Origin of the sequence: Mesorhizobium montanum, from assembly GCF_033977145.1 — a bacterium.
GTDB classification, from domain to species: Bacteria; Pseudomonadota; Alphaproteobacteria; order Rhizobiales; family Rhizobiaceae; genus Mesorhizobium; species Mesorhizobium montanum.
Map to the genome: position 1 here is coordinate 88,028 of NZ_JAVIJF010000016.1, position 23,162 is coordinate 111,189.

Annotated in this window: 20 protein-coding genes and 1 pseudogene; 15 read left to right on the forward strand and 6 right to left on the reverse strand. The window is 64.8% G+C overall.

What is annotated here, in order from left to right; all coding sequences use genetic code 11:
* The first annotated feature begins 25 nt into the window (after nt 1-25).
* The gene (locus tag RFM68_RS21725) at nt 26-301 is read left to right on the forward strand and encodes a hypothetical protein (RefSeq protein WP_320235056.1); all 276 of its coding nucleotides are present in this window, start codon (nt 26-28) and stop codon (nt 299-301) included.
* A 188-nt stretch (nt 302-489) separates the two neighbouring features.
* Here RFM68_RS21725 and RFM68_RS21730 read toward each other — a convergent pair.
* The 4 genes and pseudogenes from RFM68_RS21730 to speB all read right to left on the reverse strand — a co-directional run bounded on the left by RFM68_RS21730 (nt 490) and on the right by speB (nt 3,808).
* A pseudogene (locus RFM68_RS21730) lies at nt 490-1,123 on the reverse strand (amino acid ABC transporter permease).
* Complete coding sequence (locus tag RFM68_RS21735) at nt 1,120-1,776, reverse strand: amino acid ABC transporter permease (protein WP_320235057.1); 657 nt, start codon at nt 1,774-1,776, stop codon at nt 1,120-1,122. The pseudogene RFM68_RS21730 and the gene RFM68_RS21735 overlap by 4 nt, the downstream one beginning before the upstream one ends.
* A 6-nt stretch (nt 1,777-1,782) precedes the next feature.
* A complete protein-coding gene (locus RFM68_RS21740; RefSeq protein WP_320235058.1) occupies nt 1,783-2,592 on the reverse strand; it encodes a transporter substrate-binding domain-containing protein in 810 nt (269 codons plus the stop codon).
* 160 nt (nt 2,593-2,752) lie between these two features.
* The gene (gene speB, locus RFM68_RS21745) at nt 2,753-3,808 is read right to left on the reverse strand and encodes an agmatinase (protein ID WP_320235059.1); all 1,056 of its coding nucleotides are present in this window, start codon (nt 3,806-3,808) and stop codon (nt 2,753-2,755) included.
* A gap of 217 nt (nt 3,809-4,025) precedes the next feature.
* On the opposite strand from speB, the gene gcvA reads away from it, so the two are divergent.
* The 8 genes from gcvA (at nt 4,026) to RFM68_RS21785 (ending at nt 13,145) form a co-directional block, all read left to right on the forward strand.
* On the forward strand, nt 4,026-5,000 hold the full coding sequence (gene gcvA, locus RFM68_RS21750; RefSeq protein WP_320235060.1) for a transcriptional regulator GcvA: 975 nt from the start codon (nt 4,026-4,028) through the stop codon (nt 4,998-5,000).
* A 199-nt stretch (nt 5,001-5,199) separates the two neighbouring features.
* Nucleotides 5,200-6,504 carry a nicotinate phosphoribosyltransferase gene (gene pncB, locus RFM68_RS21755; RefSeq protein WP_320235061.1) on the forward strand — a complete coding sequence of 435 codons (1,305 nt, stop codon included), beginning with the start codon at nt 5,200-5,202 and terminating at the stop codon, nt 6,502-6,504.
* A gap of 262 nt (nt 6,505-6,766) precedes the next feature.
* Entirely contained in the window at nt 6,767-8,152 is a 1,386-nt protein-coding gene (locus tag RFM68_RS21760; protein WP_320235062.1) for a hypothetical protein, read from the forward strand.
* A gap of 149 nt (nt 8,153-8,301) precedes the next feature.
* Complete coding sequence (locus RFM68_RS21765; protein ID WP_320235063.1) at nt 8,302-9,606, forward strand: ABC transporter substrate-binding protein; 1,305 nt, start codon at nt 8,302-8,304, stop codon at nt 9,604-9,606.
* 252 nt (nt 9,607-9,858) lie between these two features.
* Nucleotides 9,859-10,740, forward strand: coding sequence for a branched-chain amino acid ABC transporter permease (locus RFM68_RS21770; RefSeq protein WP_320235131.1), 882 nt, complete (start codon nt 9,859-9,861; stop codon nt 10,738-10,740).
* Nucleotides 10,737-11,699 (forward strand): branched-chain amino acid ABC transporter permease, encoded by a 963-nt coding sequence (locus tag RFM68_RS21775; protein ID WP_320235064.1) that lies wholly within the window; start codon nt 10,737-10,739, stop codon nt 11,697-11,699. Before RFM68_RS21770 ends, RFM68_RS21775 begins: the two co-directional genes overlap by 4 nt.
* Entirely contained in the window at nt 11,696-12,424 is a 729-nt protein-coding gene (locus RFM68_RS21780; protein ID WP_320235066.1) for an ABC transporter ATP-binding protein, read from the forward strand. Before RFM68_RS21775 ends, RFM68_RS21780 begins: the two co-directional genes overlap by 4 nt.
* Nucleotides 12,417-13,145 carry an ABC transporter ATP-binding protein gene (locus tag RFM68_RS21785; protein WP_320235067.1) on the forward strand — a complete coding sequence of 243 codons (729 nt, stop codon included), beginning with the start codon at nt 12,417-12,419 and terminating at the stop codon, nt 13,143-13,145. Before RFM68_RS21780 ends, RFM68_RS21785 begins: the two co-directional genes overlap by 8 nt.
* A 356-nt stretch (nt 13,146-13,501) precedes the next feature.
* Here the strand turns inward: RFM68_RS21785 and RFM68_RS21790 are convergent, their stop codons facing one another.
* A complete protein-coding gene (locus RFM68_RS21790; RefSeq protein WP_320235068.1) occupies nt 13,502-14,923 on the reverse strand; it encodes a sodium:proton antiporter in 1,422 nt (473 codons plus the stop codon).
* Nucleotides 14,924-15,175: 252 nt separating this feature from the next.
* The gene (pncA, locus tag RFM68_RS21795) at nt 15,176-15,790 is read right to left on the reverse strand and encodes a bifunctional nicotinamidase/pyrazinamidase (RefSeq protein WP_320235069.1); all 615 of its coding nucleotides are present in this window, start codon (nt 15,788-15,790) and stop codon (nt 15,176-15,178) included.
* A 253-nt stretch (nt 15,791-16,043) separates the two neighbouring features.
* Between pncA and RFM68_RS21800 the strand changes: the two genes are divergently transcribed.
* Genes RFM68_RS21800 through RFM68_RS21825 form a run of 6 tightly spaced genes read left to right on the forward strand, consistent with a single transcriptional unit; the run spans nt 16,044 to nt 23,117 of the window.
* On the forward strand, nt 16,044-16,901 hold the full coding sequence (locus RFM68_RS21800) for an FAD binding domain-containing protein (RefSeq protein WP_320235070.1): 858 nt from the start codon (nt 16,044-16,046) through the stop codon (nt 16,899-16,901).
* Nucleotides 16,898-19,651, forward strand: coding sequence for a molybdopterin-dependent oxidoreductase (locus tag RFM68_RS21805; protein ID WP_320235071.1), 2,754 nt, complete (start codon nt 16,898-16,900; stop codon nt 19,649-19,651). The genes RFM68_RS21800 and RFM68_RS21805 overlap by 4 nt, the downstream gene beginning before the upstream one ends.
* Nucleotides 19,648-21,189, forward strand: coding sequence for a 6-hydroxynicotinate reductase (locus RFM68_RS21810; RefSeq protein ID WP_320235072.1), 1,542 nt, complete (start codon nt 19,648-19,650; stop codon nt 21,187-21,189). Before RFM68_RS21805 ends, RFM68_RS21810 begins: the two co-directional genes overlap by 4 nt.
* Nucleotides 21,189-22,073 carry a UPF0280 family protein gene (locus tag RFM68_RS21815; RefSeq protein ID WP_320235132.1) on the forward strand — a complete coding sequence of 295 codons (885 nt, stop codon included), beginning with the start codon at nt 21,189-21,191 and terminating at the stop codon, nt 22,071-22,073. Before RFM68_RS21810 ends, RFM68_RS21815 begins: the two co-directional genes overlap by 1 nt.
* Nucleotides 22,066-22,650, forward strand: coding sequence for an amino acid synthesis family protein (locus tag RFM68_RS21820; protein ID WP_320235073.1), 585 nt, complete (start codon nt 22,066-22,068; stop codon nt 22,648-22,650). The genes RFM68_RS21815 and RFM68_RS21820 overlap by 8 nt, the downstream gene beginning before the upstream one ends.
* Nucleotides 22,647-23,117 carry a MarR family winged helix-turn-helix transcriptional regulator gene (locus RFM68_RS21825; protein WP_320235133.1) on the forward strand — a complete coding sequence of 157 codons (471 nt, stop codon included), beginning with the start codon at nt 22,647-22,649 and terminating at the stop codon, nt 23,115-23,117. The genes RFM68_RS21820 and RFM68_RS21825 overlap by 4 nt, the downstream gene beginning before the upstream one ends.
* Nucleotides 23,118-23,162 lie beyond the last annotated feature (45 nt).

Genomic DNA, 23,162 nt, shown 5'->3' on the forward strand with positions numbered 1-23,162 from the left:
CAGCATGAGATTCGCTCAAGCAGACTTGTTCGCGCAAGACGACGCCGAACGCAATACGTTGTCGCAATCACAGCGGGTGGCGATCCGATCGCGCCTGGAAGCGACCCTGGCCAGGCTCGAAGCGGCGGCAACGTTCCCTTGGCGGGACCCGTTGGAGGCCGTGCACGAGGAGAATCGCTTCCAGCGCGACACCGAATTGCTCGGCGAAGAGGGCGCGCTTTTGTGGACACGATTCGACAAGGAGATGGACCGACTGCACGCGACGCAGTTCTCTCCAGATGCCGGCGGATCGACGCACTGAACGGCAGTTTACCGGAATCGCTTGGACGTCGCCCAACGTCGTAAATTGGGCGCAAAGCGGTCATTCGCTTAGGGGAAGCAAGGGTCCTCGTCTGACCGAAAGCTGACGCAGCCAGCGTGATCAAATGACCCTAATCACCCGGAGTTTGCAGGCGCCGTCGACGTTGGCCAACACAACATGCTTGCGGCTCAGCGAATTGCCGCGCGCTCAAGCCGCCGTGCATATTGCGTCAGCGGGAAGCACATGACGAAGAAGATCAGCGTAGACCTTGAACGGCTCGAAGGTGGCGTTGTTGATGGCGTTGGAGGTCCTGACCAGTTCCTCGAAGCCGATGATTGAGGTCAGCGCCGTCGATTTGATCAGCTGCACCAGGAAGCCGACGGTCGGCGCGCGGGTGATCGCGAAGGCCTGCGGCAGGATGATCAGCCGCAGCTCCTGCAGGTAATGCAGGCCGAGGCTGGCGCCGGCGTCCCATTGGCCGCGCGGCAGGGCATCGACGCCGCTGCGCCAGATCTCGGCCAGATAGGCGCTGGCGAAGAAGGTGAGCCCGAGCATCGCCGCCGTCCATGGCTCGATGCGCAAGCCCAGCATCGGCAGGCCGAAGAACATCAGGAAGAGCTGCATCAAAAGCGGGGTGCCCTGGAACAGCGCGATGTAGCCCGAGGCGATCCGCTTCACCCATTTGTTCTTGGCGATGCGGAAGAACAGCACCGCCAGCCCGACCAGCGCGCCGCCGATGAAGGCGGCGAGCGACAACAGCACCGTCCAGCGCGCGGCGAGCAAGAGGTTGCGCAGGATGTCCCAGAAAGTGAATTCGATCATGACACGCCCGCTCCGAGAACGCGGCGTCCGCCGCCGACCAGCAACCGGCGCAGGCCGATCGACAGGCCGAGATAGACCAATGTCACGACAAGATAGGTTTCGAAGGAACGGAAGGTGCGCGCCTGCAGCATGTCGGCCTCGTAGGTCAATTCACGCACCGCGATCTGCGACACCACGGCCGATTCCAGCATCATGATGACGATCTGGCTGGTCAGCGCCGGATAGATGACCTTGAGCGCCTGCGGCAGCACGATCTTGATGAACACCTGACGCGGCCGCAGCCCAAGCGCAAGCGCCGCTTCCGTCTGGCCGCGCGGCACGGCGTCGAGCCCGGCGCCGACGATCTCGATCGTGTACGCCGCCATGTTGAGCGTCATCGCCAGCATGGCGGCCAGGATCGGGTCGAGCCTGATGCCGAGGCTGGGCAGCCCGAAGAAGATGAAGAACAGCTGCACCAGGAACGGCGTGTTGCGGACGATCTCGACATACCAGGCGATCGCCCGGCGAAGCAGCGCGGCGCCGTTTCGCCGCCCCGCCGCACCGAGGATGCTGAGGAACGTCCCCGCCAGCGTGGTGACGGCGATCAACAGGATCGTCGTGGCCGCGCCGCGCGCGATGTCGCCGGCAGCACCCGGAAGCCAGGCAAAGGCCACGGAAACTCAATCCTTGAGGTTGTCTGGATTGAGCGGCGTCTTCAGCCAGGCTTTCGAGCTTTCGTCCAGCTTGCCGTCGGCGAGCATCTTGGCAACCGCGTCATTGACCGCCTTCTTCAGCCGGTCCTCGTTCTTGTTGAGGCCGATATGCGAGGGCGAGGTGAGCAGCTGGAATTTCTGTTCCGGCTTCAGCACGTCCTGCTTTGCCAGAACCTGGGCGCCGACGTCGTTGCCGACGACCATCAGTTGGGTCTGGCCGGAGATGAAGGCCTGGATGACGGAATTATAGTTGTCGAAGCGGCGGATGTCGGCCGAGGCCGGCGCCGCTGCGCTGAGCGAGGTATCCTCAAGCGTGCCGCGATTGACGGCGATCGACTTGTCGGCGAGGTCTTCCTTGCCTTTGACGGCGAGTGCCGCCGGACCGATGACGGCGATGTAGTAGGGCGCGTAGGCGGCGGCGAAATCGATCACCTGCTCGCGCTCCTTGGAGTAGCCGACGCTCATCAGGATATCGACGCGCTTGTCGGTGAGATAGGGGATGCGGTTCTGGCCGGTGACGCTGACCAGGTTGAGCTTGACCTTCAAGGCATCGGCGATGGCCTGCGCCACGTCGACGTCATAGCCCTTGATGCTCATGTCGGCGCTGGCCGAGGAGAAGGGTGGGAAGTCGGAGAAGATGCCGACATTGATGGCGCCGGCTTTGGTGATGTCGTCGACGGCGTCGGCCTTCGCGGCATGGGTGGCGAGGCCGAAGCCCGCGGTGGCTAGCATCATGGCCGCGGCAATGGATGACTTGAACTTGGCATGAAGTGTCATTGTGGTTCCCCTGCTGGAAGCTTGTTGTTGCATCCGGCCGCCGGCTCCAGCGCGGCGGCCGTGTTGGTAGAGCAATTCCAGGAATTGTGAGACGCGGTTTAGGCTTGGCGACTTTCGCTATAGCTTCCGTCCGGAATTGCGTGAAAACAAAGCTCTGGCGTCAGCCTTTCTTGATCGCCGGGCTGAACACCATCAGGCTGAGAATTTCGAACAGCACCTGGGCGCCGACATGGGCGGTGTTGGTGGTCGCGTCATATTGCGGCGCTACCTCGACGACGTCGCCGCCGACGATGTTGAGACCTTTCAGGCCGCGCAGCAGCTCGAGCACCTCGCGCGTCGTCAGCCCGCCGACTTCCGGCGTGCCGGTGCCCGGCGCGAAGGCCGGATCGATGCTGTCGACGTCGAAGGAAATGTAGGTCGGGCCGTCGCCGACTATTCTGCGCGCCTTTTCGATGATGGCCGGGATACCGAGCCCGGTCACCTCCTCGGCATGCACGACCGTCATGCCGGACTCGTAGGTGAACTCCCACAGATATTCGGCCGAGCCGCGAATGCCGATCTGGATCGTGCGCGACGGATCGAGCACGCCGTCCAGCACCGCGTTGCGGAACGGGCCGCCATGGTGGAACTTGGTCATGTCGAACAGCCCGCTGGTATCGCAATGGGCGTCGATATGGATCATGCCGACCGGAGCCTTCCTGCCGACCGCCTTCAGGATCGGATGGCTGATCGAATGGTCGCCGCCGACCGAAAGCGGCAGCACGCCCGCGTCGACGATCTGGTTGGTGCGCTTTTCGATGTCCTCATGGCTCATCTCCAGCCGGTAACGGCTGCGGAACGGCGTGTCGCCGATGTCGGCGACGCGAAGCTCATGCGTCGGCGCGCATTCCAGCACATGGTTGTAGGGGCCGATGCGTTCAATCATGCGCAACGCGCGTGGCCCGAAGCGCGAGCCGGGGCGGTTGGTGACGCCGAGATCCATCGGCACGCCGATCATCGCCACCTGCAGGTCGCCGAAATCAGGATTGTCGGCGGCAATGTCGCGATAGGGCGCGGCAAGGAAGGTCGGGATGCCGGAATAAGGCGCCAGCCGCGTGCCGGCCTTGTTGAAGATCTTGTCGGCGACCTTGCGGAATTTCGGGTCGAACATCTCGCCGCCGTGGCTCTCGCCATATTTGCGGCGCAACGCTTCGAGCTTGCCGAGATCGTAACCCATGTCCGTCCTCCTCTATGCCTGCTTGCGGCGCTGGCCGCATGGACGATTTGCCAAGCCAGCCTGTTGTCCGGCTGCCTGGCTGCCCGCCGGCTGCCCCGCGGATTCCATGTCTCTTGAAAGCTGTTTCGAGCAAAAGTGTCGGGCAGTCGCATTGAAAAATCAATTGATATTGTTAGGGTCTTTGCTGTGAGAAAATCTCACAAAGTAGGAGCTCTTCATGGCCAAGCGCCTGCCGCCGCTGAACCCGTTGCGTGCCTTCGAGGCCACGGCGCGGCACGCCTCGCTGACCAAGGCGGCGGGTGAGCTGAACGTCACCCACGGCGCCGTCAGCCACCAGATCAAGGCGCTCGAGCAGTCGCTCGGCGTAAAACTCTTCGAGCGCACCGGGCAGCGCGTGAAGCTGACGCCGCATGGCGCCGAGTTCCTGCCGGCGGTCTCGGCCGCCTTCGACGGCATCGCCGCCGCCACCCAGCGCATGACGCGGCCGGCGAGCGCCGGCGCGCTGTCGGTGTCCTGCGTCCCGGCGCTGCTGCTGCTCTGGATGACGCCGCGGCTCGGCTCTTTCACCGCGCAATATCCTGACATCCAGCTGACGCTGATCCCGTCCAACGATCCAAAGGATATCCGCGCCCCGCAGATCGATGTCTGCGTGCATTACGGCGACGGCAGCTGGACCGATTGCTGGATGCGCAAATGGTCGGGCCTCGAACTCTTTCCGGTGGTCAGCCCGACATTGATCAACAATCGGCCGATCCGCAGTGTGCGCGACCTTGCCGATCACGTCTTCCTGCATGGCGACGACGGCCGCGAGTGGCACACCTGGCTGGCCGCCGCCGACGCGCTCGATCTGGAGCGCGGCCGCCGCCACCATCTCGGCGACGCGCGCATGGCCACGGAAGCCGCCGTGCACGGTCATGGCGTGGCACTCGGCGATTCCGTCACCGCGCGCGCCTTGCTTGCCAGGGGCATGCTGGTCGCGCCGTTCACCTTGTCGGTGCCGGCGGTCGATGATTTCTACGTTGTCTGCCGCAACGAGATGCGCTCGGCGCCGATCGTTCAGCTGTTCATCGACTGGCTGTTCGCCGAGAAGGAACAGGACGAGGGCCGCGCCGACGCGCCGGTGGCTGGCCGCGTACCCAGCCGCAGGAAACGCCCCGCCCTCAAGGTTATTGGGGCGAGGGCATTGTCTTGACGGCTGGACTTGCATAGCTGCTTTTTGTCGGGCCAGCTTGCAAAGCGGGAAGCACGTTCGAAAATACAGTGCTAAGAGGCAGTTGGCTAAAGCAATTCCAGGAAAACCGCGACGGTCTCCAATCCGGAATTGCTCGAACAAGGGACTTGAAGCGTGGCGCCGGCGTTTCCTCGGCGTTGTGTTTTATGGATGAGCAAGCATGGCAAAAACCGATATCGCGCGGCGCGTCTACAATCATACCTGGAAGCTCGACCCGATCGTCCGCAGCCTGCTGGACACCGACTTCTACAAGCTTTTGATGCTGCAGATGATCTGGGGCATGTATCCCAAGGTCGACGCCACCTTCACGCTGATCAACCGCACGACCTCGGTGCGTCTCGCCGACGATATCGACGAGGGCGAATTGCGCGAGCAGCTCGACCATGCCCGCACCTTGCGCATTTCCAAGAAGGAGATGATCTGGCTGGGCGGCAACAATTTCTACGGCCGCAAGCAGATCTTCGAGCCGGAATTCCTGGCCTGGCTGGAAGGTTTCAGGCTGCCCGACTACGAGCTCTCCAAACGCGACGGCCAATATGAGCTCTCCTTCACCGGGCCGTGGATGTACACCACGCTATGGGAAATCCCGGCTTTAGCCATCATCAACGAACTCCGCTCCCGCGCGGCCATGCGCTCCTTTGGCCCGTTTGCGCTCGACGTCCTCTATGCCCGCGCCAAGGCCAAGATGTGGGCCAAGACCGAGCGGCTGAAGGCGCTGCCCGGCATCCGCATTTCCGACTTCGGCACCAGACGCCGCCATTCGTTCCTGTGGCAGCGCTGGTGCGTCGAGGCGCTGAAGGAAGGCATCGGCGACGCCTTCACCGGCACTTCCAATGTGCTTCTGGCCATGGACAACGATCTCGAGGCTTTGGGCACCAACGCGCACGAACTGCCGATGGTGTTTGCAGCCCTTGCCAATTCCGAGGAGGAGTTGCGCGAGGCGCCCTACAAGGTGCTGCAGGACTGGCAGCGCTACTATGGCGGCAATCTCTTGATCGTGCTGCCGGATACCTTTGGTACAGCTGCGTTCCTGCGCGATGCGCCGGACTGGATCGCTGACTGGACCGGCTTCCGCCCCGACAGCGCGCCGCCCATCGAAGGCGGCGAGAAGATCCTCTCCTGGTGGCGCGAGAAGGGCAAGGACCCGAAACAGAAGCTGCTCATCTTCTCCGACGGGCTCGAGGTCGAGACCATCGAGGAGGCCTATCGCCACTTCAAGGGCAAGGTGCGCATGTCCTTCGGCTGGGGCACCAACCTCACCAATGATTTCGAAGGCTGCGCGCCGACCGAGACCAAGAGCCTCGACGCCATCTCGCTGGTCTGCAAGGTCAGCGAAGCCAATGGAAGGTCGGCGGTGAAGCTGTCGGACAACCCGGCCAAGGCGACAGGGGATGAGAAGGAGATCAAAAGGTATATTCGGATTTTCGGCGAGAAGGGGCGGGTGAGGCAGTTGGTGAAGGTGTGAGGGTCGCTTAATCGGGCCACGCCAGTCGCATGGAATTTCGGATAAGTTGAGTTCCCGCCCACCCCCCTCTGTCCTGCCGGACATCTCCCCCGCAAGGGGGGAGATCAGCAGTTCGTCCGGTCGGCGTTTCCCCTGCAGCGCCGGCGATTGGCGAAGGCGCTGGCGAGAGCCAATCTCCCCCCTTGCGGGGGGAGATGTCCGGCAGGACAGAGGGGGTGCGAAGGATCGCGGCGCCGAAAACAATTCCCTTTGGGCCTTCGCAGTGGCTTTGGCGCTAACGCCGTTTCTCCCCACCCCCGCCTTTGCCCACGCCTCCGACCGCGGCCACGTCCTGCTTCTCCCGACCGGCTACTATCTCGTCGGCGGCGCTTTTGCCGTGGCCGTCAGCTTCCTCGTGCTCGCGTTGCTCCCGCCTGCCGTCCTCGACCGCGTCTGGCGCAGGCGCCTGCCTTTGTTCGGCCTCAGCAACCGCCCACGCATGTTCACCAGCCTGCTTTCTTTTGCCGGCTTCGCGCTTCTCATCGTCGCCGGCATCTTCGGCACCCGGGACCCTCTCTCAAACCCGCTGCCACTGGTGATCTGGACGCTGCTCTGGGCCGGCTTCACGCTGCTGCAGGGGATATTCGGCGATCTATGGTCTTGGCTCAATCCATGGTACGGACCGTGGCGCATCGCATCGCGCGTCTTCGGTCCTCACGCCGATGAAACTCGGCCGTCGCGCCTGCCGGCTTGGCTCGGCTTCTGGCCGGCCTTCGTGCTGTTCTTCGCCTTCGCCTGGTTCGAGCTGATCGACCCGGCGCCCGATGATCCGGCTCGGTTGGCCTTTGCCGCCGGTATCTACTGGCTGGCCAGCTTCGCCGCTATGCTCTTCTTGGGTTACGACGACTGGAGCCGACGCGGCGAGTTCCTGACCGTCTTCTTCTCCATGGTTGCCCGCTTCGCGCCTGCCGAGCGCCTTGAAGGCCGGCTCTCACTCCGCTGGCCCGGCGCCAAGCTGCTGGCCGCGGAGCCGCTGCCAGCGAGCGGCACAGCTTTCCTCTTGTTGGCGTTGTCGTCGGTATCGTTCGACGGCTTGTCCAAAACCTTCTTCTGGCTAGGCCTCTTCGGCGTCAATCCGCTGGAATATCCCGGCCGCACCGCGCTGATCGGCATCGGCAGTTTTGGTCTCGCGCTCACCTTCTTCCTGCTGGCGGCCGTGTTCGCGCTTGCCGTCTTTCTCGGCCAACGCCTTGCCGGCGACGACCGCTCATTCAGCGACAACGCGGGCCTTCTGGTCTGGTCGATCGTGCCGATCGCGCTTGCCTATCACATCGCGCATTACCTCACCGTGCTGCTGGTCGACGGTCAATATGCGCTGGTCGCTCTGTCCGACCCGTTCGCGCAGGGATGGAATCTGTTCGGCACCGCCAACATGATGGTCGAGGCGGGCGTCGTCGCCGGCGCCCGGTCGGCTTGGTGGCTATGGAATGTCCAGGCCGGAATCATCATCGCCGGCCATGTGCTGGCCGTGCTTGTCGCGCATGGCCTTGCCTGGCGGCTCCACAAACACGCATCGCGCGCCGCGCTCAGCCAGCTCCCGCTCACCTTGTTGATGATCGCCTACACCATCTTCGGCCTGTGGTTGCTTGCCACGCCGACCGCCGGATGAGACAAGCCATATCTATCCTTGGGGAAGCTCGCTTGCCACGCCGTGGCTTTGGTGATTTAGTTTGTACACATGCAATTCTCCCATCCTCCGAGCGAGGATGGATTAGCCGCCTTATCGCTGGTCAAAACTGAAAAAACAGGGGAACGGACATGGCTGACAGGAACGGATTTTTCGACCTCTCCAAGACGACACTTTCGCGCCGCACCGCGCTGAAAGGCATAGCCGCCGGTGCCGGCCTTGCCCTGGCACCCGGCTTCGTCCGCTACAGTCAGGCGCAGAGCTCGGCGCCGATCAAGATCGGCTTCCAGTCGCACCGCACGGGCATCGGCGCCGCCTATGGCCGCTGGTACGAGAAGACAAGCGCCGCCGCCGTCAAGGCGATCAACGATGCCGGCGGCATCAGCGGCCGCAAGGTCGAACTGGTCATCGAGGATGACGGCACGGACCCCGCCCGCGGCGCCGAGGTCGTCGCCAAGTTCGCCAAGCAGCACAAGACCGACATCGTCTTCGGCACCTTGTTCTCGCATGTCGTGATCGGCTCGGCGCCTGCCGCCGGCGAGAACAAGATTCCCTATTTCGTGGTCAGCGAAGGCCACCACGTCGCCTCCACCAAGCTCAACCGCTACGTCTTCCAGCCTGGCATCACCGACGTGAAGAGCCAGATCCAGTCGATGGCGCCATGGATCGCGGCGAACGCCGGCAAGAAGGTGACGCAGATATTCCCCGACTTCGCCTTCGGCTACGATCATCGCGACTACCTGCCGCCGGCGCTGAAAGCGCAGGGCGCCGACGTGATCGCCCAGATCGCCATTCCGCCGACGGAGAGCTCCTTCACCAAATACTTCCCGCAGATCCCGGCCGAGACGGATGTCATCTACCACGTCATGGTCGGCCCGGCCGTGCTCACCTTCGTCAAGGAGCTCGGCGAGTTCTACGGCTCGCAACGGCCGCAGCTTTTCGGCTTCATGGATTCGCTCGAAGCCACCGACATCAACAGCCCCGGCCTCGAATTCCTCGACGGCAGCCATTTCTGGGAAGGCTCGCCGCGCTATGCGCAGCCTGACGATTCCGCGGCGCAGAAGGCTTACCGCGCCGCCGTCGGCATCGACGACAACGGCGCCGCCGTCGGCGACCCCAAGGACGTCTCCACCGCCTCGCACATGTTCGGCTGCTGGGAAACGCTCTACGTCGTCAAGAAGGCGATGGAGGACGCCGGCTACAAGGGGCAGGAAGACCGCGCCAAACTGGTCGAGGCGACCGAGGCGCTGAAGGAATTCGCCGAGGGGCCGGAGCATCCGCAGGGTCCGAAAACCTTCAACGGCAAGATCCACCAGTGCTTCGGCATCCAGAACATCTCCAAGGTCGAAGGCGGCAAGCTCAAGGTCGTCCACAAGACCAAGATCGAGGACGGCCTCTACGAGCCGGAAGGGGATTACACGACGCAGGCGCTGTAGGCTCATTCCAGTCAGCGTGAGCGCCCAACCACCCCCCTCTGTCCTGCCCGTCCTTCGCAGCAGCTGCGCTGCAGCTACGGAGGGTGGACCGGACATCTCCCTCTCAAGGGGGGAGATTGGCAGTTCGTACGCCGGCGCTTGTCTTTCGACTTTGGCGATTGGCGAAACCCGTCGTGACATCCAATCTCCCCCCTTGAGGGGGAGATGTCCGGCAGGACAGAGGGGGGTGCCTCGCGCATCCGTTCGCATGTAATGCATTTCGGACCCCACCTCCTCCTCGCCGCCCTCGAAGGCCTCGTCACCTCAGCCGTGCTGGCGCTGACGGCGCTTGGCCTGTCGCTGGTGTTCGGCGTCATGCGCGTCGTCAACGTCGCCCATGGCGAGTTCTTCATGCTGGGCGCGGTGCTTGCCTGGGCGATCTCGACGGCGATCGCGGGTCATCCCGCGATCGGCTTCGTCGCCGCGCTTGTCATCGCGCCATTGCTGGTCGGGCTGGTCGCGCTGGTCGCCGAGCGCCTGGTATTGCGCCGGCTGAATTACAATCCGGAAGGCACCATCGTCGCCACCATCGGCATGCTCTACATCATCCAGCAGCTGGCGCTGACCTTCTATGGTCCGGAAGCGCGGCCGGTCGAGCCGCCCTTCAGCTACCGCATCCTCCTGCCGTGGTTCGGCTATTCCGGCTACAAGCTTTCGGTCGTGGCCGCTTCGGCCGTTCTGCTGGTGATCACCTGGCTGGTCCTGACCCGCACCAGGATCGGCCTCATCATGCGCGCCACGCAATATGACCGCGAGACGGCGCAGGCCTTCGGCATCCCGGTCGAGCGCGTCTATGCCGGCGTCTTCGCCATCGGCGCCATGCTGGCGGCGATCGCCGCGGTGCTGATCGTGCCGATCAGCCAGGCGCATTATCTGATGGGGCAGGACCCGCTGCTCTTGTCCTTCATCGTCGTCATCATCGGCGGTTTGGGTTCCTTACGCGGCACCGTGGTCGCCGCCGTCCTGATCGGCCTCTCCGACGGCATCATCTCGATGTTCTTCTCGCCGACCTTGGCCAAGATCATCGCCACGCTGGTCGTCGCCATGGTGCTGGTGTTCCGGCCGCAAGGCCTGTTCGGGACCACGCCGCGATGAGGGATGCTTCGCCGGCAAAGACCTACGCCCTGCATATCGGCGTCATCGCGCTTTTGTTTGCGCTGAACTTCATCCTGCCCGACTACCACCAGGGCCTTTTCGCCCGTATCATGGCGCTCGCCGTCTTCGCCATGGGCTACAATCTGCTCTTCGGCTATGTCGGCCTTCTAAGCCTCGGCCACGCCATGTTCTTCTCGGCCGGCCTCTATGGCGCCGGGCTCACCGTCTATCATCTCGGCTGGGGCGTGCCGGAGGCCTTCGTCGCCGGGGTCGCCTGCGGCGCGCTGCTCGCTTTGATCATCGGCCTTCTCGCGCTGCGCACCTCGGGTGTGGCGTTCATGATCGTCACCATGATGTTCGCGCAGGTTTTCTATCTGCTCATCCTCTATTTCGCCGCCTGGACCGGGGGCGACCAGGGCTTGGTCATCCAGCAGGCATCGCGGGTGATCTCGATCGGCGGCGCCTCGCTCGACCTGACCAACTCGACCGTGCGCTATATGAGCGCTCTGGTGCTGTTCTCGGTCGTGCTTCTCGTCACGCTTGCGATTGTCCGTTCCCGCTTCGGCCGCGTGCTGGTCGCCATCCGCGAGAACGAGGAGCGCACCAGGATGCTTGGCTACGACACGGTTGCCAACAAGCTCGCCGCGGTCGTCGCCTCCGGCGCCGTCTGCGCGGCGTCGGGCGCCGCCTATGCGTTGCTGTTCGGCTATGTCGGATCGAGCTTCGCTGGCGTGCAGTATTCGATCCTGCCGCTGCTCTGGGTGCTGCTCGGGGGCGCCGCGACCACGCTCGGGCCGCTGTTCGGCACGCTGTTCATGTACTATGTCACCGACATCACCAGCGGCTTCACCTCCGCCTATCTGTTGATCGTCGGCGTGGCGCTCATCCTGCTGGTGCTGTTCTTCCCGAAAGGCATCCTGGGCAGCATCCGTGAGCGCTGGCTGGGGTGGCTGCCATGATGCCGCTGCTCACCACCAAGGGCCTGTCCCGCCATTTCGGCGGCCTGCGCGCTGTCGACGGCGTCGACTTCACGCTGATGCCGGGCGAGATCCGCGCCGTCATCGGCCCCAACGGCGCCGGCAAGACCACCTTCGTCAGCCTGCTCTCAGGCCGCATCCGGCCGTCCGCAGGCATGATCGTCTTCGACGGCGCCGACATCACCAACATGCCGGCTTACAAGCGAGTTCGCCTAGGCGTCGCCTACACCTTCCAGATCACCAGCGTCTTCGCCAATCTCACCGCCTTCGACAATGTCGCACTGCCGGTGCAGCGCACGCTGACCGACGGCCGCTCGAAGGGGCAGGTGAGGACCGGCGTCATGGCGGCGCTGGAGCGCACCGGTCTCGCCGACCGCGCCGGCACGCTGGCCGCGCACCTTTCCTACGGCCACCAGCGGTTGCTGGAAGTCGCCATGGGCCTGGCGCTGAAACCGCGCCTGCTGATCCTCGACGAGCCGACGCAAGGCCTGGCCGACAGCGAGATCGACAATTTCATCACCCTGGTGCGCGAGATCGCCGAAGGCGCCACCGTGCTGCTCATCGAGCACAACATGCCGGTCGTCATGCAGCTTGCCGACCGCGTCACCGTCTTCAATTCGGGAAAGATCCTCGCCGAGGGCACGCCGGAACAGATCCGCGTCAACGCCGAGGTCCAGGATGCCTATCTCGGAGCGACCCATGGCTGATCCGCTCATGGCCAATCAAGCTCTGCTGACCATTTCCGGGCTCGACTGTTTCTATGGCGAGGTGCAGGTGCTCTACGGCCTCGACCTCGTCCTCAACAAGGGCGAGGTGCTTTGCCTGTTCGGCCGCAACGGCGCCGGCAAGACGACGACGCTGAAGGCAATCATGGGGCTGGTGCCGGCGGCGGCAGGCTCGATCCGGCTGGACGGCAAGGAACTGACCGGGCTCGCCGCGCATGACGTGCCGAAGGCCGGCGTCGCCTATGTGCCGCAGGGCAGGCGGTTGTTTGCCGACATGACGGTCACGGAAAACATCGAGATCGGGCTGATGGCGCGCGGCAAGGGCAAGGCCGTGCGCGAAAACGTGCTGGACCTTTTCCCGCTGCTGCGTGAGCGGCTGAAGCAACGTTCGGGCACGCTGTCCGGCGGCGAGCAGCAGATGCTGGCCATGGCCCGCGCGCTCTGCCTCGAGCCGCAGGTGCTGTTGCTCGACGAGCCGACCGAAGGGCTGATGCCGTCGATGATCGCCAGGATCCGCGAGACGGTGGCCAAGCTGCGCGGTCTCGGTGTCTCGACCATCCTGGTCGAGCAGCGCGTCGACGCCGTTCTGTCGGTCGCCGACCGCGTCTCATTCATCGAGAACGGCCGCAACCGTGAGACGGTCGGTGTCGAGGCCTTGCGCGCCGATCCGTCGGCGGTGCGGCGGTATGTGGGTGTGGGATAAGGATTACTCTCCCCTCGAGGGCAGGGAAATCGCATAGCTAGCGGCGGCTTTCACCCTACGAATACCCCCACCCCTAACCCCTCCCCACAAGTGGGAGGGAGACTTCCGCTAGCGCTGATCTCGGCAGCCTTGCCAATGTTCGCGCTGAATATGATTGGCAAAAGGTGCGCGGCAGCGTTCCCTCCCCCTTGTGGTGGGGAGGGTTAGGGTGGGGGTCCCTCTTCGCAAGAATCTCATATGCGATAGCCCTGCCCTTGTGGAGAGGATCGCTGCAAAGCAGCGGGAGGCTGGCGCCGACCCCCACCCGGACCTTCGGTCAGACCTCCCCACAAGGGGAGGTCAGGCTCCACGCCGCTTCACCTGAAAAACAGAAACCCCGCGATCAAAAACGTCGGGATCAGCACCGCGCCCGACCATGCCATGTAGCCGAAAAAGCCTGGCATCTTGAAGCCGCGGTGTCTCGCAATGGCAAAGACCATGAAATTCGGCGCGTTGCCGATATAGGTGTTGGCGCCCATGAACACGGCGCCGGCCGAGATCGCGGCCAGCGTCGAAGCGGCTTCGGTCATCAGGTGCCTGGCATCGCCGCCGGCAAGCTCGAAGAACACCAGATAGGTCGGCGCGTTGTCGAGGAAGGACGACAGCACCCCGGTCAGCCAGAAATAGGCGAGGTCGTTGGGCTGGCCGTCGGCGGACGTGACCAGCGCCACCAGCGGCGCCAGCGCGCCGTCGTGGCCGGCTCGCAGGATGGCGATGACCGGCACGATGCAGATGAAGATGCCGGCAAAGAGTTTGGCCACCTCGGCGATCGGCCCCCAGGTGAAGCCGTTCGCCTCGCGATGGCTCTTGTACGAGACGCGAAGCGACAGGAAGGCCAGCGCCAGGATGATGGCGTCGCGCACCAGGTTCTGCAGTTCGAGGCTGACGCCGAGGACCGGGATGCTGACGCCTGGCTTCCAGCTCGCCGAAACCAGGATCGCGCCGATGACGCCGGCAAGCAGCGGCAAATTGGCCAGCCCACGCAGCCGCACCTTCGTATCCGGCGTCGGATCCTTGATCTTCGGCATGCCGGCTTCGCGGCGATGCAAGACGATGTCGATCGCAAGGAAAACCGCCAGCACCAGGCCGCCGACGAAAAGCGTGTCGGGCAGGATGTGCACCGTCGTCCAGAAGAAATCGACGCCGCGCAGGAAGCCGACGAACAAAGGCGGGTCGCCGAGTGGGGTCAGCGAGCCGCCGATGTTGGAGACCAGGAAGATGAAGAAGATCACCACATGCGCGTTGAACAGCCGGTTGTCGTTGGCGCGCAGCATCGGCCGGATCAGGATCATCGAGGCGCCGGTCGTGCCGATGACCGAGGCAAGCATCGCGCCGACCAGCAGCAGTCCGGCATTGACCAGCGGCGTGCCGTGGATGTTGCCGGCAACCAGGATGCCGCCCGAGATCGTGTAGAGCGCGAACAACAGGATGATGAAGGACATGTATTCGGTGAGCAGCGTGTGCAGCACGGCTTCGCCGGCAGTTGAAATGCCGAAGGCAATCGCCAGCGGGACAACCGCCAGCACGGCCCAGGCTGCGGCGATCTTGCCGTAGTGATGTTCCCACACATGCGGGAAAAGCAGTGGCCCCGTCGCGATCGATAAAAGCAGGCCTGCAAAGGGCAGCCCCCACCAGAGCGACATCGCGGTGCCGGGCAGTTCATGGATTTCGGCGGCGAGCGCTTGTGCTGGAAACAGCACAGCGATTGCAAGCACGGCGAATGAAAAAAGCCGCCTCATCCGGCCGCTCCGCGCCCTCCCTTCTCCCCTTGTGGGAGAAGGTGGATCGGCGCGCAGCGCCGAGACGGATGAGGGGTGCTCCAGCGGAGTGAGACGTCGGTGTTCCCTGGAACACCCCTCATCCGTCGCCTTCGGCGACACCTTCTCCCACAAGGGGAGAAGGGGGAGCCCGCATCCCTGCGCCGCAAGTTGGCAATCCCAGTGAAGGGGTCTCCCCACGCGCAAGGAACCGTCGCCTGCCTCACCGCGGCGTCAGTCCGCCGAATGATCTTCGAGCGTCACGCCGGCTTCGTGCATGCGCTTCAGCATCGCCTCGACCGAGCCGTTGAGGTCGATGCCGCGGCAGGCATCGAGCCGCACGGTCGTCCTGAAGCCCTGCTTCACGGCGTCGAGCGCCGAGAAGGCGACGCAGAAGTCGGTGGCAAGGCCGACAAGGATGACGGAACCGATACCGCGTTCCTTCAGATAGCCGGCAAGGCCGGTTGGCGTGGTGTGGTCGTTCTCGAAGAAGGCCGAATAGCTATCGATCGCCGCGCGAAACCCCTTGCGGATCACCAGCTCGGCCTTGGTCCAGGCAAGCCCGGAATGGAAATCGGAGCCCAGGCTGCCCTGGATGCAGTGATCCGGCCACAGCGTCTGAGGCCCGTAAGGCATCTCGATCGTCTCGAAGGCCTGCTTGCCCGGATGGCTGGAGGCAAAGCTCGAATGTCCGGCGGGGTGCCAGTCCTGCGTCAGGATCACATGTTCGCTGCGCCGGATCAGGTCGTTGACCAGGGGCACGATCTCGTTGCCGCCGGCAACCGCCAGCGCGCCGCCGGGGCAGAAATCGTTCTGCAGGTCGATGACGATGAGCGCTTCCTCGGCCATGGGGCTCCCTCTCGTTCGGCTTGGGCTCCAGTCGAATGCCGCTGACGCGACCGGAGGCAGAACCTTGACCAGATGACCGGTGGCGTCAACCTCCGCCGGCGTAACAAAGCCGTGGCGGACGTTCGAGAGCATTCTTCGGGAGCTCCGCTTTGACAATTGCGGCGAAGTTGATATCATTTGCATACGAATGAATTTGACCGAGCCTGAGGCCGGCAGGTTCCCTCGGCAAGGCCCTTTTTCGGGAAGGCAAAGCGTGACCCGTTACGCGAAACCCACCACGGTCGAGGAGGCGCTCGCTCTGCTCGGCGAGGACCGTTGGCGCATTCTCGCCGGCGGCACGGATTTCTATCCCGCGCAGGGCACGAAACCTTTTCGCGACAACATCCTCGACATCAACGGTCTCGCCGCGCTGCGCGGCATCGAAGAGACAGACGATCATTGGCGGATCGGCGCCCGCACCACCTGGACCGACATCGTCCGCCACCCGTTGCCGGTCGCGTTCGATGCGCTGAAGGCGGCCGCGCGCGAAGTCGGCTCGGTGCAGATCCAGAACGTCGCCTCGGTTGCCGGCAATCTCTGCAACGCTTCGCCCGCCGCCGACGGCGTGCCGGCGCTGCTGGTGCTCGACGCCGATGTCGAATTGCGCTCGGCCAAAGTTGTCCGCCATCTGCCGCTCGGCGCGTTCATCCTCGGCAATCGCCACACGGCGCTGCAGCCGGGCGAGATGGTCGCCGCCATTCGCGTGCCGAAGCCTTCCGCCGTCGGCGCCTCCGCCTTCGTCAAGCTCGGCGCCCGGCGCTATCTGGTCATCTCGATCGCCATGGCGGCGGCGCGGCTCGTGGTCGAGAATGGCGTTGTCGCCGATGTGGCGATCGCCGTCGGCTCCTGTTCGGCGGTAGCCCGCCGGCTTGCTGGCGTCGAGGCAGCGCTGCGCGGCCGATCGGTCGACGCGGCACTTGCCGACGCGGTGCTGTCCGCGCCGATCGATGAACTGTCGCCGATCGCCGATGTGCGCGGCAGCGCAGAATACCGGGAGCATGCGGCGCGGGAGATCGTTGTCCGCGCGGTGCGCGCTGCAATCGGCCCTGGCGAAGGCAAGGTGGCGGCATGACCATGGAGCGCGTCGAGATCGCCTTCGAGGTTAATGGCGCCGGCATCCGCGTGTCGGTGCCGCCGGTGCGGCGGCTGTCGCAGGTTTTGCGCGACGAGTTGCGGCTGACCGGCACCAAGGTCGGCTGCGACGCCGGCGATTGTGGCGCCTGCACCGTGCTGGTCGACGGCAATCCGGTCTGCGCCTGCTTGATGCCGGCGGCCTCGGTGGCAGGCGCTTCCCTCACCACCGTCGAAGGCCTCTCCAATGGTTGGCTGTCCGCCTTGCAGGCTTCGTTCCTCGAACATGGCGCCGCGCAATGCGGCATCTGCACGCCTGGCCTGCTGGTCGCGGCAACCGCTCTCCTGGAGCGCAATCCGACGCCGAGCGAGGTCGAGACGCAGGATGCGCTGGGCGGCGTGCTCTGCCGCTGCACCGGCTACAGGAAGATCATCGCGGCGGTGATGCAGGCCTCGCAGCATATGAACGGCGTCGACCTTCGTTTTCCCGAGACCGGCCGCGCCGTCGGCGCCTCGCCCATCCGCCTGGACGGCGTGCCGAAAGTCACGGGCGAAGAGAAGTTCGGCGGCGACTCCTTTCCGGCCGATGCACTGTCGGTGCTGGTGATCCGCTCGCCGCATTATCATGCGCGTTTCAGCTTCGGCGATATCGAGGCGTGGACGCGAACCCGTCCCGGTATTGCCGGCGTCTTCACCGCCGCCGACATCCCGGGCAAGAACTGTTTTGGCGTCATCGGTCCCTTTGCCGACCAGCCGGCGCTGGCCGAAGGCTTCGCCCGCTTGCGTGGCGAGGCAGTGGCATTGGTGGCGGGCGAGCGCGAAGCGATCCTCGATCTCGACCTCGGTGATTTCCCGATCGCCTGGACCGAGCTGCCGCATATGTTGCAACCTCGTGAGGCAAAAGCCGACGGCGCTGCGCTGATCCATCGGCACCGCCCGGCGAACCTGCTCACCTCCGGCTATGTCGAGCGCGGCGATCCCGACGCAGCACTTGCCGGCGCGGCCGTAACAGTGTCCGGCGCTATCGAGACCTCCTTTGTCGAACACGCCTATATCGAGCCGGAAGCCGGCTATGCCTACATGGATGGCGACACGCTGGTCGTCGTCGCCTGCACCCAGGCGCCTTATATGGACCGCGACGATACGGCCAAGGTGCTCGGCCTGCCCGTCGAGAAGGTGCGCATCGTGCCGACCGCCACAGGCGGCGGCTTCGGCTCGAAACTCGATGTCTCGCTGCAGCCTCTCATCGGCCTTGTGGCGATGAAGACCGGACGGCCGGCAGCACTTGCCTACACGCGCAACGAATCGATGATGTCGACCACCAAGCGGCACCCCGCCGAGATGAAGGCGACCATCGGCGCCGATGCCGAGGGCCGCGTTACCGGCATGGTCTTCGAGGGCGATTTCAACACTGGCCCTTACGCGAGTTGGGGGCCGACGGTCGCCAACCGCGTTCCTGTGCATGCCTCCGGTCCCTATCTGACGCCAAACTATCGCGCGACGGGTTATGCCATCCACACCAATGGCCCGATCGCCGGCGCCTTCCGCGGCTTCGGCGTGCCGCAGGCCACCATCATGCAGGAGACACTCTATGACGAGCTGGCCGGCAAGCTCGGCGTGGATCGGCTCGACTTCCGGCTACAGAATTGCCTGCGCGACGGCTCTGAGACTGTCACAGGGCAACGGCTGGAATCGGGCGTCGGCATCGGCGAATGCCTGGAACAGCTTCTGCCGCATTGGAAGCGTGCGCTTGCCGATGCCGAGGCCTTCAATGCCGGCAGCGCGGCAAGCAAGCGCGGCGTCGGCGTGGCCTCCTGCTGGTATGGCTGCGGCAACACTTCGTTGCCCAATCCCTCGACCATCAAGGTCGGCATTTCGTCCTCGGGCGACGTCGTTCTGCATCAGGGCGCGGTCGATATCGGCCAGGGCTCCAACACCGTCATCACCCAGATCTGCGCCGATGCGCTTGGCCTGCCGCTCGACAAATTCCGGCTGAAAAGCGCCGATACCGCCATCACGCCCGACGCCGGCAAAACATCCGCCTCGCGCCAGACCTTTGTGACAGGCAAGGCGGCTGAGAAGGCCGGTCGCGCGCTGCGCGAAAAGATCCTGCGCTTTGCCAATGTGTCCGATCAGGCGACGATCGGGCTCGACGACGCCAGCATCTCCATCCGCGAAGGCGACGCGACGCGGCACATCGATCTCACGGCGCTGAAGGCCGAGGCGGACGACTTGGTGTTCGTGGCCGAAGAAACCTACGATCCGCCGACGCAGCCGCTCGACGCCAAGGGCCAGGGCAAGCCCTATGCGGTCTATGGTTATGGCGCGCAGATCGCGGAGCTCGAGGTCGACCTCAAGCTTGGCACGGTCAAGCTGATCAAGATCACCGCCGCGCATGATGTCGGCAAGGCGATCAACCCGGTGCTGGTCGAGGGTCAGATCGAGGGCGGTATCGCCCAGGGCATCGGCATGGCGCTGATGGAGGAATATATCCCCGGCCGCACCGAGAACCTGCACGACTATCTGATCCCGACCATCGGCGACGTTCCGCCCATCGAGCACATACTGGTCGAGGTTCCGGACCCTGAAGGCCCCTTCGGCGCCAAGGGCCTGGGGGAGCATGTGCTGATCCCGACGGCGCCGGCGATCCTCAACGCCATCCGCCATGCAACCGGCGTGCTGGTCACCAAGGTGCCGGCGACACCGAGCCGCATCCTGGCGGCGATCCGCGAGAAGGAGGCGCGCCGATGAGCGAGCTTGCCGAACGTTTCGAAACCCATGATCCCGGCGAGAAGCAGGTGGCGGAAAAGATCCGCTGCGATGCCTGTCCGGTCATGTGCTACATCGCCGATGGCCGCACCGGCGCCTGCGACCGCTACGGCAATGTCGGCGGCCGCATCGTGCGCATGGACCCGCTGACCATTCTCGACCATGCGGCCGAGACCGGCGGCGCTGTCGTGCCCTTCGTCGCCGAGGGTGAAGCCTGGAACGGCGATCTGGTCAACACCGGCCGCCGTTTCGTTACGGCTATAGGCGCGGGCACGACCTATCCCGACTACAAGCCGGCGCCCTTCATCGTCAGCCAGGAGGTCGAGGGCGTCGATCTCGTCACCGTCGTCACCGAAGGCATCTTCTCCTATTGCGGCGTCAAGGTGAAGATCGACACCGACCGCCACATCGGCGACGAGGCGGCGACGGTGCGTTCGGAAGGCGAGGCGATCGGCCATGTCACCACCGGCGAATATGGCTCGCAGATGCTGTCGCTCGGCGGTGTCCATCACCTGACCGGCGGCTCCAAGGCAGAAGGACGCGCCACCTGCGACGCGCTGCTCAGTCTGTGCAACAGGAAGTCGGTCGAGCTCGCCATCGACGGCGGCGCGACGGTCATCGTCGAGGCCGGCAAGGCGCCGGTCATCGACGGCAAGGTCGAGCATCGCATGCGCGTCGGCTGCGGCTCGGCGACCATCGGCATGTTCGCCACGCAGTGGCGCGGGCTTGTCGACGAGGTGGTGGTGGTCGACGACCACATCACCGGCGTCGTCTCAGAGCATCAGGCCGGCAAGGTGCTGGGCTGGGAGGATACGGGGATAAAAATCATCGGCCGCCGCTCGACGCCCGGCCGCTATTTCAAGGTGTCGGAGCCCGGCCTCGGCTGGGGCGGTACCAGCATCGACGACCCGCTGTCGATCCTCGGCGACTGGAACGCCAAGAAGGGCGCTCGTCCCGGCCTGTCGTTGCTGATGGTGTCGACCACCGGCGAGCAGTTCGCCTATTACGAACTCGACGACCAACTGAAACCGGTCGAAAAGCCGTTTCCGGATCGGCTGCAGAAATCCGTCGGCCTGATCGAGGACAATTGCGAGCCGGCGCTGTGCACCGTTCTCTTCATCGGTGGCGCCGGCGGTTCGCTGCGCGCCGGCGTCACCGAGAACCCGGTCAACCTCACCCGCTCGGTGCAGGGCTTGAGGACCTACGTGACGGTCGGCGGTGCGCCGGTCTATGTCTGGCCGGGCGGGGGAATCACATTGATGGTCGACGTCACCCGCGTGCCGGAAGGCGCCTTCGGCTATGTGCCGACGCCAGCGCTGGTCGCGCCGATCGAATTCACCATGCGCCGCGACGACTATGTCCGGTTGGGCGGCTATGAGAACGAGATCCGCAGCGTCGAGGACATTCTTGCCAAGGGCGGCGAGTATCTCAACCCGCGCAGCAACACCGACGCGCCGGTCAATAACCCCTGGCCGCCGCTGGCGCAGTTGCGGCGTTCAACGGCGAACGGGGCCGGATGATGGATGGCCCGCAGGCGCACTGGCTGGCTGACGGCAGGCGGCTCCATCTCAACCACGGGCCGATCGACCTCATCGTCGAGGCGTTTGGTTCCGCGGATGAATGCCGTGCCGCTTACGAACAGACGGTCGCTCGCTTCCAGACGATCCTGGTCGAGGTGGTTAAAGAACTGCCTGAATTGCGCCTGCCGGCATTCTTCCTGGCACTGCGCGCCTTCGCCGGTCCTACGGCGCGCCGCATGGAGGCGGCAGTCATGCCCTTGGCGGAATGCTTTATCACGCCGATGGCCGCCGTTGCCGGTTCGGTAGCCGACGAAATTCTTGCCGCTTTGCTCGCCGGCCGTCGGCTCGACCGCGCCTACGTCAACAATGGCGGCGATTGCGCGCTTCATCTCGGCAAGGGCCAGTCGATGACATCGGCCATTGCCGGCACCGGTCACGGCATGGCCGACCGCGTCGCCATACACGCCGAAGACGGCGTGCGCGGCGTCGCCACCAGCGGCTGGCGCGGCCGGTCGTTCTCCCTCGGCATTGCCGATGCCGTCACCGTTCTTGCGCGCACGGGCGCCGAGGCCGACGCGGCGGCAACGCTCATCGCCAACGCCGTCGATCTGCCGGGCCACGCGGCGATACATCGCGTATCCGCGCGCGATCTGGCGCCCGACAGCGATCTCGGCGATCGCCTGGTGACGCAAGGCGTCGGCGCCCTCGCTCCAGGCGAGGTGGCGCGGGCGCTGGACAACGGCCTTGCCGTCGCCGAGGATTTTCGCCGGCGCGGCCTGATCACCGCATCGGCGCTGTTTCTGGCGGGCGAGATCCGCATCAGCGGTTCGGTGGCGCTCGCCGCGCCCAACAAGCATCAAGCGAAGGAAACTGCCCATGCCTGACTTTCCGATCCGCAAGGTCGCGGTCCTGACCGAGGAGATCTTCCACGATGGCGGCCCCGTGGCCAGGGAGCCGCGCCTGCGCGCCGCCGCTCTCGCCGTGGTCAAGAACCCCTTCGCCGGCCGCTATGTCGAGGACCTGCAAGGCGCGATGGAGGACCTGAAGCCGCTCGGGCTTCTGCTCTCCGACAGGCTGATCGCAGCGCTTGGCGGCGACGTGAAGAAGATCGACGGCTACGGCAAGGGCGCCATCGTCGGTTCCGCAGGCGAGTTGGAGCATGGTGCGCTGTGGCATGTTCCAGGCGGCTACGCCATGCGCGAGCGGCTCGGCGACGCCAAGGCCATCGTGCCGTCGGCCAAGAAGGTCGGCGCCTTCGGCGCGCGGCTCGACGTGCCGCTCGGCCACGTCAACGCCGCCTATGTGCGCAGCCATTTCGACGCCATGGAGGTCGGCATCAGCGATGGCCCGCGTCCCGACGAGATCCTGTTCTGCCTCGCCATGACCTGCGGGCCCCGCGTCCACAACCGCATGGGTGGCCTGGCGGCCGAGGACATCAAGGCATGGGACGGCTTGCGATGAGCGGCGAGGACAATCTGCTGCGGCTGATCGAGGCCGACGAGAACGACGAGAACGGTGAGAACAACTATCACCTGCAGGACCAGGTCGGCTTCATCCTGCGCAAGGCCCATCAGCGCCATGTCGCGCTCTTCGCCTCGCATATCGGCGACCTGACGCCGCCGCAATTCGCCGCTTTGGCGAAGCTCCACGACATCGGCGAAACCTCGCAAAACCAGTTGGGAACGCTGATCGCCATGGATGCCGCCACCGTGAAGGGCGTCATCGACCGGCTGAAGGCGCGGGGTCTCGTCGAAGTCTCCAAACACGAAGTCGACAAAAGGCGGCTGCTGGTCAATCTGACGCCGGAAGGCCGCGAGGCGATCGAGCGGCTCATTCCGCTCGCACGCGCCATAACCGAGGAGACGCTGGCGCCGCTCACGGCTAAGGAGGCCGCGACTTTCCTGCGACTGTTGGCGAAGCTCGCTTAGCGCAATTCCAGGAAAAGCGGCCGCGACCGTATCGTTAATGCATGT